General features: G+C 57.1%; 11 protein-coding genes. 7 read left to right on the top strand and 4 right to left on the bottom strand.

The window, feature by feature from the left end:
* Positions 1-26: 26 nt before the first annotated feature.
* The 3 genes from yfaE to G392_RS0100555 all read right to left on the bottom strand — a co-directional run bounded on the left by yfaE (position 27) and on the right by G392_RS0100555 (position 2,041).
* Complete coding sequence (gene yfaE, locus G392_RS0100565) at positions 27-311, bottom strand: class I ribonucleotide reductase maintenance protein YfaE (protein ID WP_027008647.1); 285 nt, start codon at positions 309-311, stop codon at positions 27-29.
* The gene (nrdB, locus tag G392_RS0100560) at positions 311-1,444 is read right to left on the bottom strand and encodes a class Ia ribonucleoside-diphosphate reductase subunit beta (RefSeq protein ID WP_027008646.1); all 1,134 of its coding nucleotides are present in this window, start codon (positions 1,442-1,444) and stop codon (positions 311-313) included. Before nrdB ends, yfaE begins: the two co-directional genes overlap by 1 nt.
* Before the next feature lie 207 nt (positions 1,445-1,651).
* Positions 1,652-2,041 carry a RidA family protein gene (locus tag G392_RS0100555; protein WP_027008645.1) on the bottom strand — a complete coding sequence of 130 codons (390 nt, stop codon included), beginning with the start codon at positions 2,039-2,041 and terminating at the stop codon, positions 1,652-1,654.
* A gap of 155 nt (positions 2,042-2,196) precedes the next feature.
* Between G392_RS0100555 and G392_RS14140 the strand changes: the two genes are divergently transcribed.
* The 5 genes from G392_RS14140 (at position 2,197) to G392_RS0100530 (ending at position 6,934) form a co-directional block, all read left to right on the top strand.
* On the top strand, positions 2,197-3,108 hold the full coding sequence (locus G392_RS14140; protein ID WP_051255492.1) for a SprT-like domain-containing protein: 912 nt from the start codon (positions 2,197-2,199) through the stop codon (positions 3,106-3,108).
* Between the two features lie 266 nt (positions 3,109-3,374).
* On the top strand, positions 3,375-4,748 hold the full coding sequence (gene mpl / locus G392_RS0100545; RefSeq protein WP_027008643.1) for a UDP-N-acetylmuramate:L-alanyl-gamma-D-glutamyl-meso-diaminopimelate ligase: 1,374 nt from the start codon (positions 3,375-3,377) through the stop codon (positions 4,746-4,748).
* A gap of 113 nt (positions 4,749-4,861) precedes the next feature.
* Positions 4,862-5,812, top strand: a complete 951-nt coding sequence (gene miaA, locus G392_RS0100540) for a tRNA (adenosine(37)-N6)-dimethylallyltransferase MiaA (RefSeq protein ID WP_027008642.1) — start codon at positions 4,862-4,864, stop codon at positions 5,810-5,812.
* Between the two features lie 238 nt (positions 5,813-6,050).
* Positions 6,051-6,605, top strand: coding sequence for an RDD family protein (locus tag G392_RS0100535; protein WP_027008641.1), 555 nt, complete (start codon positions 6,051-6,053; stop codon positions 6,603-6,605).
* Positions 6,602-6,934 carry an SMR family transporter gene (locus G392_RS0100530; protein ID WP_027008640.1) on the top strand — a complete coding sequence of 111 codons (333 nt, stop codon included), beginning with the start codon at positions 6,602-6,604 and terminating at the stop codon, positions 6,932-6,934. Before G392_RS0100535 ends, G392_RS0100530 begins: the two co-directional genes overlap by 4 nt.
* A 405-nt stretch (positions 6,935-7,339) precedes the next feature.
* Here the strand turns inward: G392_RS0100530 and G392_RS0100520 are convergent, their stop codons facing one another.
* Entirely contained in the window at positions 7,340-8,326 is a 987-nt protein-coding gene (locus G392_RS0100520; RefSeq protein ID WP_027008638.1) for a PhoH family protein, read from the bottom strand.
* Positions 8,327-8,436: 110 nt separating this feature from the next.
* Here G392_RS0100520 and G392_RS0100515 point away from each other — a divergent pair, with 110 nt between their 5' ends.
* Entirely contained in the window at positions 8,437-9,732 is a 1,296-nt protein-coding gene (locus tag G392_RS0100515) for a murein hydrolase activator EnvC family protein (RefSeq protein ID WP_084165880.1), read from the top strand.
* Between the two features lie 388 nt (positions 9,733-10,120).
* A complete protein-coding gene (rnr, locus tag G392_RS11655) occupies positions 10,121-12,538 on the top strand; it encodes a ribonuclease R (RefSeq protein WP_084165891.1) in 2,418 nt (805 codons plus the stop codon).
* Positions 12,539-12,641 lie beyond the last annotated feature (103 nt).

Raw genomic sequence — 12,641 nt, 5'->3', positions numbered from 1 at the left:
ACTTTTACATCTCTATATTATGTCAATTATACCGATTGTTGCCTAATACTGCACAAACAATGCAAACCGCACGCCACTTCCACCGCCCCCGCCGCACGGCAGCAGCACGGCAAAATCTCCCCCGCCGCCACACACGCCATCGGCGTTTGCGAATACACCACCTCCCCCGCCAACAGCCGCACGCGGCACGCCCCGCAGTAACCGCTCCGGCATTGGTATTCCACCGCATGCCCCGTGCGTTCCAAACCCTCCAGCAACGTTTCGCCGTCCCGCAACTCAAATTCCGCATCGGCGGTACGCACGCGCGGCATCATAGCTCAAAATCGCCCAAATCTTCCGCGTCCACTTTCGCGTCAATCTGCCCAATCAGGTAGGACGAAATCTCCACTTCCTGCGGCGCAACCTGCACATTGTCGGACGACAGCCACGCGTTAATCCACGGAATCGGATTGTGGTTCGCACCGGGGAATGCCAAAGGCAAACCCACCGCCGCCATACGCAGATTGGTAATATATTCAACATATTGGCTCAAAATATCTTTGTTCAAACCAATCATTGAGCCGTCTTTAAACAGATATGCCGCCCATTCTTTTTCCTGCTGCGCCGCCGTTTTAAACAATTCAAAGCATTCGTTTTGCAACTCGGCGGCAATGCCCGCCATTTCGGGGTCGTCCGTGCCGCTACGCATCAGGTTGAGCATGTGTTGGGTGGAGGTGAGGTGCAGGGCTTCGTCCCGCGCAATCAGTTTGATGATTTTGGCGTTACCCTCCATCAGCTCGCGCTCGGCAAAGGCAAACGAGCAGGCAAACGACACATAAAAACGGATGGCTTCCAACACATTGACGCACATCAGGCACAAATACAGCTTTTTCTTCAAATCGCGCAGGGATACGGTAATGCTTTTGCCGTTTACCGTGTGCGTGCCTTCGCCCAACAGGTTGTAATATTGGGTATATTCAATCAAATCATCGTAATAGCAGGCAATGTCTTCGGCGCGGGCGAGAATGTATTCGTTTTGAACGATGTCGTCAAAGACGATGGACGGGTCATTGACGATGTTGCGGATAATGTGGGTGTAGCTGCGCGAGTGAATGGTTTCGGAAAACGACCACGTTTCAATCCAGGTTTCCAGTTCGGGAATGGACACCAATGGCAGCAGGGCAACGTTGGGGCTGCGCCCTTGAATGCTGTCCAGCAGGGTTTGGTATTTTAAATTGCTGATAAAGATGTGTTTTTCGTGGTCGGGCAGGTTGCCGTAGTCGATGCGGTCGCGGGAAACGTCGATTTCTTCGGGTCGCCAGAAAAAAGACAGTTGTTTTTCAATCAGTTTTTCAAAAATTTCGTATTTTTGTTGGTCGTAGCGGGCGACATTGACGGATTGTCCGAAAAACATGGGTTCGGCAAGGGCGTTGTTGGCTTCTTTGCTGAAGGTGCTGTATTGCATGGTGAGGTGTTCGCAAGACATGGGTGCTTCCTAGCGGGGGTGTTTCAACGGGGCGGTATTGTACGCCAATTCGCGGGAGCGTGCGGGCAGGCAGAAACGGGCAAACGGGCGCGGTAACGCCCGTTTTTGGGGAGATGGTGTTGCGGATAAAGGGTTTGCAACGGGGCTATCGGGCGGATTGCGTGTGCCGCGCCGACAGGCGGGGTGTTATTTTGCCAACACCAGCACGGCTTCGGCTTCCACCAATGCGCCTTTGGGCAGGGCGGCAACGCCGACGGCGGCGCGGGCGGGATAGGGCTGGGCGAAGTATTCTGCCATGATTTGGTTGAATACGGCGAAGTTGCCCAAGTCGGTCAGGTAGGCGTTGAGTTTGACGATGTCGTCCAAGCCGCCGCCTGCCGCTTCGCATACGGCACGCAGGTTTTTGAATACTTGGTGGGTTTGCGCGGCAAAGTCGGTTTCGGAAACCAGTTGCATGGTGGCGGGGTCGAGCGGGATTTGCCCACTGATGTACACGGTGTCGCCGGCACGCACGGCTTGGCTGTATGCGCCGATGGCGGCGGGGGCGTGGTCGCTGTGAATGATGGTTTTGGACATGGTGCTGCCTTTCTCAAAAGGTGTGGTTGGAAACGGCGCAGATGATAACACGCATTGGCAAATCCAATCGCCATCGGGGGCAGATGCCTTTACAAGATGATGTATCGATAAGATAATTTTTGTTTTTCCGTTTTGTCTTTTTTTGCCTTTTGCCCATGAATCCGCCCGCCGCCGCCCCGCCGACCACACAAATCCATCAGGCTTTGCAGTTTGCCTATGATTTTTTTAATAAAAACCTGTTTCACGGGCAGTTGCCGCCGTGTTTGATTTCCTTGCAGCGCAAGGCGAAAACGCAGGGCTATTTTTCGTTCCGCCGCTTCATCGCCGAAGACGGGCGCTATACCGATGAAATCGCGCTCAATCCGGAGTTTTTCGGGGTGCTGCCGGTGCTGGACACGCTCTCCACGCTGGTACACGAAATGTGCCATTTGTGGCAGCAGCATTTCGGCAAGCCCGGACGGCGCGGCTACCACAACAAAGAATGGGCAGACAAAATGGAAGCCATCGGGCTGATGCCTTCCGACACCCACAAACCGGGCGGCAAGCGCACGGGCGAACACATGGGCGATTACATCATCGAAAACGGTTTGTTTATGCAGGTGGCGCGGAATTTGCTGCGTACCGAGTTTTCGATTCACTGGTACGATGTGTATCCGCCCTATCCCGCTTCATTCGGACAAGCACTCACCCACACTTATTATCTGAATATTGACGGCGAGCTGAAACGTCCGCCTGCCTTGGCGGTGGAACGGGGCATGCGCCCGCTCTACCAAACCCAGCCGCAGCCTTATCATCTGGTGCGCGAAGAGACTTTGGCGGTGCTTGCCGCCAACGAGCCGCCCGCCGACTCCGCCGCACCCAACGAACCGCCCTCCCGCGACCCCGCCGCCGTCCGCCGCCTGTTGTCCTACCAAAGCGGCAACACAGTGGTCGAAAACCGCAGCAACCGCCTGAAATACCAATGTCCCTGCTGCCTGAACGCCGTGTGGGGCAAACCCAAACTCAACATCATCTGCGGCGATTGCTCGGTGCATTTTGAAGTAAGCCACAACGCGGGCTGCGCCTGACGGGACAAAGCTGTTGCACGGGCGCAACGCCCTTACGCGGGCAGAAACTGTCCGTCCAAAATCCGTTCTGCCGTTAAACATTGCCCATTGAAATCGACCAATTACCCAAACCGTCCCGTCATTCCCGCGCAGACGGGAATCCCGCTCCGCTTGCGGGCAAACGGGTTTTTCCAATATTTGTTTGGTTTCAGCGAATCCGCCAACAATGGTGCGGGGCTTTTGCTATAATCTTTTGCACATTTTCACATTGGTTTGCTTTTTCCATCATGACACACATCCACATCATCGGCATCGGCGGCACGTTTATGGGCGGGCTGGCGGCATTGGCGCAGGCGGCGGGTTTTACCGTAAGCGGCTGCGACGGCAAACTCTATCCGCCCATGAGTACGCAACTGGCGCAACTGGGCATCACCGTTCACGAAGGCTACGATGCCGCGCAACTTTCCCGTTTCCCCGCCGATATTTATGTGATTGGCAACGTTGCCAAGCGCGGCATGGAAGTGGTGGAAGAAATTTTAAACCGCAATCTGCCCTACACATCAGGCCCGCAATGGCTTTCCGAAAACATTTTACAAGGCAAACAGGTACTTGCCGTTGCCGGAACGCACGGCAAAACCACCACGTCTTCCATGTTGGCGTGGGTGCTGGAACATTCGGGACGCGCCCCCGGATTTCTGATTGGCGGCATTCCGCAGAATTTCGGCATTTCCGCCCGCCTGCCCGCGCCCGATTCGCCCTATTTCGTGATGGAAGCCGATGAATACGACACCGCGTTTTTTGACAAACGTTCCAAATTCGTCCACTACCGTCCGCGCGTGGCGGTTCTGAATAATCTGGAATACGACCACGCCGATATTTTCCCCGACCTGAACGCCATTCAAACCCAGTTTCACCATTTGGTGCGCACCGTTCCCGCGCAAGGCTTGATTGTCGCCAACGGCGGCGATGCCAATGTGGACAATGTGTTACAACGCGGCTGTTGGACGCCTGTGGAACACTTCGGCAGCGAAACGGCGTTCCACGCGGGCGAAGCGGACGCGGACGGCGCGTTTGACGTGTATTATCAAGGACAAAAACGCGGGCGCATTGGGTGGAACTTGAGTGGCGCACACAACCGTTTGAACGCGCTCGCCGCCATCGCCGCCGCCGCGCACGTTGGTGTGGACGTTCAGGCAGCCTGCGCCGCTTTGTCTTTGTTTCAAAACGTGAAACGGCGCATGGAAATCAAGGCGCGGGTGGCGGAAATCACCGTGTATGACGACTTCGCCCACCACCCCACCGCCATCGCCGCCACTTTGGGCGGGCTGCGCCAGCAAGTCGGTGCGGCGCGGATTGTCGCCGTGCTGGAACCGCGTTCCAACACCATGAAACTCGGCACGATGAAAGCCGCTTTACCGGAAAGCCTGCGCGATGCCGATCGCGTGTTCTGCTACGGCGGCGGCGTGGATTGGGACGTGGCGGACGCGCTCGCGCCATTGGGCGGCAAACTGCATTGCAGCAGCGATTTTGATGATTTTGTCGCACAAATCACCGCGCAGGCGCAAACGGGCGACCATATTTTAATCATGAGCAACGGCGGTTTCGGCGGCATTCACGCCAAATTGTCGGACGCATTGGCGGCGCGTTTTCAGGCTGCCTGAAATGTGGCAAGTAGGTTGGGTTGAAAACCCAACAAACCACGTTGGTTTTCCACTTCATTCCAACCCAACCTACGCATAAATTATTGTAATTATTTTTTATTCACACAACCCGCATGACCCCCGCCCCACCCCGCGCCTTTGCCCTGCTCGGCCCCACCGCAAGCGGCAAAACCGCGCTCGCCCTGCATTTATCGCAACACTTTCCTTGCGAAATCATCAGCTTGGACAGCGCATTGGTTTATCGCGGCATGGACATCGGCACGGCGAAACCCACGCCCGCCGAACGCGCCGCCGTTCCCCATCATCTGATTGATATTATTGACCCTTTGCACAGTTACAGCGCGGCGGATTTCGTGTCCGACTGCCTGCGTTTGGCGGACGAAATCCGCCAACGCGGGCGCATTCCCCTGATTGTCGGCGGAACAATGATGTATTTTCAATCACTTACACAGGGTTTGAACAATTTGCCACCCGCCGATGCCGCCGTCCGCGCCGAACTGAACGCGCTGAAACAGCAGCACGGATTATCTTTTTTATACAATCAATTGCAGGAAATTGACCCCGACACCGCCGCCCGCCTCGCCCCTGCCGACAGCCAACGCATCGAACGCGCTCTGGAAGTGTGGCGTTTGACCGGCAAGCCCCTGAGCCGCCACCTTGCCGAACAGCCCGCCGCGCCCGCGCTGGCACTGCACACGCTCGCGCTCGTTCCCGACCATCGCGCCGAACTACACCGCCGCATCGCCGAGCGTTTTGAGGCGATGCTGGCGCAAGGTCTGGCGGACGAAGTGGCGGAGCTGCGGGCGCGTTATCCCGAATTGCATCAGGAACTTCCGTCCATGCGCTGCACGGGCTACCGCCAAACTTGGGATTTTTTGGACGGGCGCATCACTTATCCGCAGTTGCGCGAACACGGCACCGCCGCCACCCGCCAGCTTGCCAAACGCCAGCTTACTTGGCTGCGCCGCTTGCCCGCCGATACCGTGCTTGACCCTTGCGCTTTGTCCGCCGCCGATTTGGAACGCGCCGCCCGTGATGCCTTGGCAAGGTTTCAGGCAGCCTGAAATTTGAATTTCAAACTTTTGAGAAAGCAATGAAATATTGGATTTTAACAACCGTTTTCTGTTTGAACGCCTGTAGCGCGGACGACCCGTCCGCCCACAACCGCCGCGCCCCATCGTCCGATGCTCTGGTTTGTTGGTCAAAACCGTTTGGCAAACAAGCACATTGCACCCGCAACAGCAAACGCGTTGAGCCGTGGGACACCGCTCCGCGACACTCTCATTAAAGGCTGACCGAACCATGACCCCTGATTTCCGCCCTGCCCCGCTTTTGCGCCGACTGTTTGCCCTTGCCTACGAATCGCTGCTGGTCGGCGCGGTGGGCATGCTGGCGATGCTGCTGGTCGGCGCGCTGCAAACGCTGCTGCAACACCGTTTTCCCGCGCTGCTGCCTGCCGTTGCGCCGTTTGCCGCGCTGCTGTTGTTGGGCGCGTGGTGGCTGTATTTCAAACTGAACTGGCTGCGCGAATCGCAAACGCTGCCGATGCGGGTGTGGCAAATCGGTTTGAGCGCGGCGGACGGTTCGCGCCCGACTTTGCCGCGTTTGCGGGTGCGTTTTGCGTGGGCGTGCGTGTTGTTGCTGTTTGTGCCGTTGGCGGCGTATGCGGCGTTCCGGCACGCGGGCATCGCGCCGCGTACGGCGTTTTTTGCCGCGCTGCTGTGGTGGATTTTGCCGTGGGGCTTCGCGCTGCTGAATCCGCAACGGCAGTTTTTGTATGATTATTTGGCGGGAACGCGCTTGGAAGACAAACGCGCCGTTTCAGGCAGCCCGCCCAAAAATAAGGAAACTTCATGAACCATTGGCTGTTGCTGGCTTGCGCCATTGCCGCCGAAGTGTGCGGCACGACTTTGCTGAAATACAGCGACGGTTTCACCCGCGCCGCGCCGACCATCGGCGCATTGGCGGCGTTTGCGCTGGCGTTTTATTTGGTGTCGCTGGTGTTCCGCGTGTTGCCGGTGGGCATCACTTATGCGGTGTGGTCGGGAGTGGGGATTGTTTTGACGGCTTTCATCGGCTGGATTTTTTTGGGGCAGAAACCGGATTTGCCCGCGCTGCTCGGCATGGCGATGATTGTCGGCGGGGTGGTGGTGATTAATCTGTTTTCGCGCACGGGCGGGCATTGAGTTTCCGTCCGCGCCACAAACTTACCATAAACCAAATCAGCAGTAAAATCAGCGAAACACCAATGACAAGCCTGATTGTTAGATATGTCCACGCCAACACGGCCGGCGGGTCAGAAGACCAATACATTCCCCGCAATGCGCCGTGCAAAAAAGGCAGCAGCCAATAAGCCACCGATAATCCCGCATACACCGATACGAACCGCCACGTTTTGCCCCACAAATAAACGGCATGACGGCGGATTGTTTCGTCCGCCGCAAACCGCCGCACACACCAAAGCAACACACCGTAACACAACACCACAACAATCCGAAGCCATAACACAAATACCGCATCTGCCACACTTACCGCCATCATGCAGAGCGCAAGCACATACAAAAAGACAATACCGGTCTTGTTATTCATTTTCAGGCAGCTTGCGCCGAAGTTTCGTGTTCGTCCGCCGCATCATAGGCATCAACGATTTTCTGCACCAAAGGATGGCGCACCACGTCTTCGCTGGTAAACACATGAAAATAAATGCCTTCCACGTCTGAAAGTTTTTCTTTGGCATCGCGCAGCCCCGATTTGATGTGGCGCGGCAGGTCAATTTGGCTCAAATCGCCGGTAATCACCGCTTTGGTGCCGAAGCCGATGCGGGTCAGAAACATTTTCATCTGTTCGGGCGTGGTGTTTTGCGCTTCGTCCAAAATCACATACGCGCCGTTGAGCGTGCGCCCGCGCATATACGCCAAAGGCGCGATTTCAATCAAACCTTTTTCCATCAGTTTGGTTACGCGGTCAAAGCCCATCAAATCATACAGGGCATCGTAAAGCGGGCGCAGATAGGGGTCGACTTTTTGCGCCAAATCACCCGGCAGGAAACCGAGTTTTTCCCCCGCTTCCACCGCAGGGCGCACCAAGACGATGCGTTCCACTTGGTGTTTGTCCACCGCGTCCACCGCCGCCGCCACCGCCAGATAGGTTTTGCCCGTACCGGCAGGCCCCAAGCCGAACACGACGTCGTGGTTGAGCAGGGCGCGGATGTAGCCGTTCTGACGCGGGGTGCGCCCGCCGATGCTGCCGCGTTTGGTGTGGAAAAAGCAGGTTGGGCGGGATTCACGGGCGGGGTCATCGGCGGGATTTGCGGCTTCGGCGGCTTTGGCTTCCACCGCCGCCAAGTTGACGGCTTCGGCATCAAGGTCGCCGTGTTCCGCCAACACCAGCAGCGATTGCAAGGCGCGAACGGCGGCGCGGGCGTGTTCTCCCGTGCAGGAAAATTGGTTGAAACGGCGGGAAATCTGCACTTGCAGGGCTTGGGCGAGCAGGGTCAGATTGCCGTCCAATACGCCGCACAGTCGCTGCAATACGGTGTTGGGGCAATCGTCGATTTGGAAACGGACGGTGTGGGTCATGTTGTTTTCGTGCGGAAAAAGAAGCGGCAATGGTAATGCAATGGCGCGGATATGGCAAAAAATCCGTTATAATTCGTCTGTTTTCAGCTTTAATTTGCCAACCACACGCCATGCAAACGAAAAAAATCGCCGTCATCGCCGCCGCCGCCGTGTTGCTCTGCCGCGCCGCCCATGCCGAGCCGGAAACCGTGATTGAAATCAATCCCGCCATTCCCGCCGCCGAGCTGAAGGGCAAGGCCGCGAAAGCGAATGTCAAGCTCAAGGAAGTCCGCAAAAAAATCCAAACGGTACAAAAGGATTTGAAAGTCAAGCAGGTGCAGCAGCAACGCGCCAAGCAGGTGATTTCGCAAACGCAAATCGCGCTGGAAAAGGCGCGCGCGGAATTGGCGGCGCTCGACCGCCAGCAGCGTGTGTCGTGGGAAAAGCTGCAAAATCTGCAAAACGAGTTGGCGCGTTTGGAAACGGAGGTGGGCGGTACGAAGGCGCAAATTGCCAATTTGTTGGTCAGCAGCTATAAAAACCGCCGTCCGGAAGCGGTGATTTTGTTTTTTCAGAATGTCGATGCGGCGCAAAAGGGGCGTTTGCTGCAATACAGCCGCTACATCAATGAGGCAAACAACCGTGTGTTGCGCCAGTTGGCGGAGCAGCAGGAGCAGCTTACCCGCCAAGAAGCCGCCATTCAGGCGGAGTTGGCAAAGCTCAAACGGCTGATTGCGCAGCAGCAGGCGAAGTTGCGCCAGTTGGGCGACGCGCACCGCAGCGCGGTGGCAGACAGCCAACGTTTGAACCGTGAAATCGGGCAGCAAAACCAGCAGATGCAGCAGTTGCGCCAAAACGAGCAGAATTTGAACAATGTATTGGCGCAAATCGCCGCCCGCCGCGCCGCACAAAGCCGCAGCGAAGCCGCCGCCCGCCGCAAAGCGGCACAGCAGCGCAACCAAGCCGCACAAACGGCACCCGCCGACAAAAACAAAAAATCCGCCAAAGCCGAAGCCGCCGCCAAAGCGCCGGCAGGCTTGAGCGGGCTGGCGCGTTTGCAAGGACAGTTGCGCCGTCCTGCGGCCGGCAAAATTGCGGGGCGTTTCGGTCAGGCGCGGGCAAGCGGCGGCACTTGGCGCGGGATTTTCATCGCCACTTCGCCCGCCAACGTCCGCAGCATTGCCGCAGGGGAAGTGGCGTATGCCGCCGATTTGCGCGGCTACGGCAATACGGTGATTATCGACCATGGCGAAGGCTATTTGTCGGTTTACACGGGATTGAGCAGCTTGAGCGTGGGTGCGGGCGGCACGGTGGCCGCGCAACAAACGCTCGGCACGAGCGGCACCCTGCCCGGTGGCGAACAGGGGCTGTATTTTGAAATCCGCTACCGCAACCGCCCGATGAACCCCTTGGCATGGCTGCGCTAGGTCGCGTTATCATTTGAATTTTTCCACTGAAAATCAGCACAATAAAAACGCCGTCATGCCCGCGAATGCAAAAATCCACCGCCCGATGCTTAACGTTTGTTTGAACGGGTTTGGGATTGCCGCATTCGCGGGCATGGCGGCGCAGTGTTTTTCAGTCAATTGACGGCGCGCCGCATAATTGATGCGATTGGTTTTTCATACACGGCACAGACAGCGACCCAAGTTTTGCTTTTCCATGTCGTTTGCGTTAGTATTCGCCCAATATTTCAACGCACAGGAAGCACAGCGCCATGCCCTGCCCCGATTCGGACGGACTGATGCCCCGCCCGAACAAAAGCTGATTTGACCGCCGCAAACGGCGTGGTTTCAAACCGAACAAGGAATGTTGATGAAAACCAAGAAAAAAACAAACACACTGAATCTACGGGAAAAAGACCCTTACCTTCAACGCGAGCGCGAAAAATACGACTCGCCCCTGCCCAGCCGCGAATGGATTTTACAACTGCTGGAACAGGCAGGCGTGCCGCAAAAAACGGCTGCGCTGGCGGAGCAACTGTCCATCAGTGATGCCGAGCTGCCGTTTTTCGAGCGGCGCATCAAGGCGATGGCGCGGGACGGTCAAGTGCTGATTAACCGGCGCGGGCTGGTGTGCGTGGCAGACAAGATTGAATTGGTGAAATGCCGCGTGGAAGCCCACAAAGACGGCTTCGGTTTCGCCGTGCCTTTGACCCACACGGGCGAGGGCGATTTCGTGCTGTACGAACGCCAAATGCGCGGCGTGATGCACGGCGACATCGTGATTGTGCGCCCCGCCGGACGCGACCGGCGCGGCCGCCGCGAAGGTCAGGTGTTGGACATTGTCGAGCGGGCGCAAACCGATGTGGTCGGACGTTTTTATGTGGAACGCGGCGTGGCGGTGCTGGAGCCGGAAGACCGCCGTTTGCAGCAAAGCATTATTTTGGAACCAGATTCCGTAGCCGCACACCGTCCGCAAAAAGGTCAAGTGGTGGTGGCACGGATTGACAGCTATCCCGAAGGTCATCGTCCTGCCGTTGCCCAAATCATTGAAGTGTTGGGCGATTACGCCGATAGCGGCATGGAAATTGAAATCGCCTTACGCAAACACCGTTTGCCGCACCGTTTCAGCGCTGCCTGCGAAAAAGCGGCGGCGAAAATCCCCGCCAAAGTGCGCCCGTCCGACCGCAAAGGGCGCGAAGATTTGCGCCATCTGCCTTTGGTAACGATAGACGGAGAAAGTTCGCGCGACTTTGACGATGCCGTGTTTGCCGAAAAAATCGGGCGCAATTACCGCTTGGTGGTGGCGATTGCGGACGTGAGCCACTACGTCCGCACCGGCGATGCAGTGGACGCGGACGCGCTGGAACGCGCCACCAGCGTCTATTTCCCGCGCCGCGTCATTCCGATGCTGCCTGAAAATCTGTCCAACGGCATCTGCTCGCTCAACCCCGATGTGGAACGGCTGTGCATGGTGTGCGACATGGTGCTGACCTACGCGGGCAACGTCAAAGAATACCGTTTCTACCCCGCCGTGATGCGCTCGCACGCCCGTTTGACCTACACGCAGGTGTGGCATTGGCTGGAACACAAAAACGGCGGCACGCTTACGCCCGAAATTTCAGGCAGCCTGAACACTTTGTACAAATTATTCCAAGTGTTGCAGAAAAAACGGCGTACGCGCGGCGCAATGGAATTTGAACGCGCCGAAACCGAAATGGTGTTCAACGAAAATGGCAAAATTGAACGCATTCAAGCCGCTGTCCGCAACGATGCCCACAAGCTGATTGAGGAATGTATGTTGGCGGCGAATGTGTGCGCGGCGGATTTCCTGTTGAAAAACAAACACCCCGCCTTGTTCCGCAACCACGCCGGCCCCACGCCGGAAAAACTCGCCACCCTGCGCGAACAACTGGGCTTGCTCGGCTTGAGCTTGGGCGGCGGCGATGAGCCGCAACCGAAACATTATGCCGAACTGTCCGCCAAAATCGGCGGCCGCCCCGACCGCGAAATGATTGAAATCATGCTGTTGCGCTCCATGCAGCAGGCCGTGTACGCACCTGAAAACGAAGGGCATTTCGGCTTGGCATACGAACACTACGCGCATTTTACTTCCCCTATCCGCCGTTATCCCGATTTGCTGGTGCACCGCGCCATCAAAGCGGTGTTGGCGGGGCAGCAGCACAAAGTCGCGCCGCAAACGTGGACGGAACTGGGCGTGCATACTTCCCTGTGCGAACGCCGCGCCGATGACGCTTCCCGCGATGTGGAAAACTGGCTGAAAACCTATTATATGCAGGACAAAATCGGTGAAGTGTTCGGCGGCAAAATTTCGGGCGTGGCGAGCTTCGGCATTTTTGTGGTGCTGGACGAAGTGCATGTGGAAGGCGCGGTGCATGTGAGCGATTTGGGCGAGGATTATTTCCATTTCCGCCCCGAAATCATGGCGATGGAGGGCGAGCGTAGCGGTGTGCGTTTCGGCGTGGGCGACCGCGTAACCGTGCAGGTGGCGCGTGCCGACTTGGAAACCAGCAAAATTGATTTGGTGTTATGCGCCGAACCGAAGCGCAAACGCGGCAAAAAAACGGCTCAACAGGCAGATGCGCCGCCCGCCACGCCTGCCGAAGCACCCGTTAAAAAAACCAAACGTACACCCCGCACCGGCAAAACGGAAACGCCTGCTCCGAACTGCGCCGTCAAATCGCTGAAAATGGTGAACGGCAAAATCACGCGGGTATGCGATGAAGCCCCCGACAACGCGCCCAAACGCCGCAGACAGCGCAAATCCTAAGGGCGTGTCATCAATTGCTTTGCACCGTCATTCCCGCGCAGGTGTAGCTTGGGTTGGAGCGAAGTGCAAACCCAACAAAATCCATCAATTTTCGGAAAAATGT

This window comes from Conchiformibius kuhniae DSM 17694 (genome assembly GCF_000428785.1).
GTDB classification, from domain to species: domain Bacteria; phylum Pseudomonadota; class Gammaproteobacteria; order Burkholderiales; family Neisseriaceae; genus Conchiformibius; species Conchiformibius kuhniae.
Note: the sequence above shows the minus strand (reverse complement) of the source record. Positions and strands in the feature narration are given on the sequence as shown.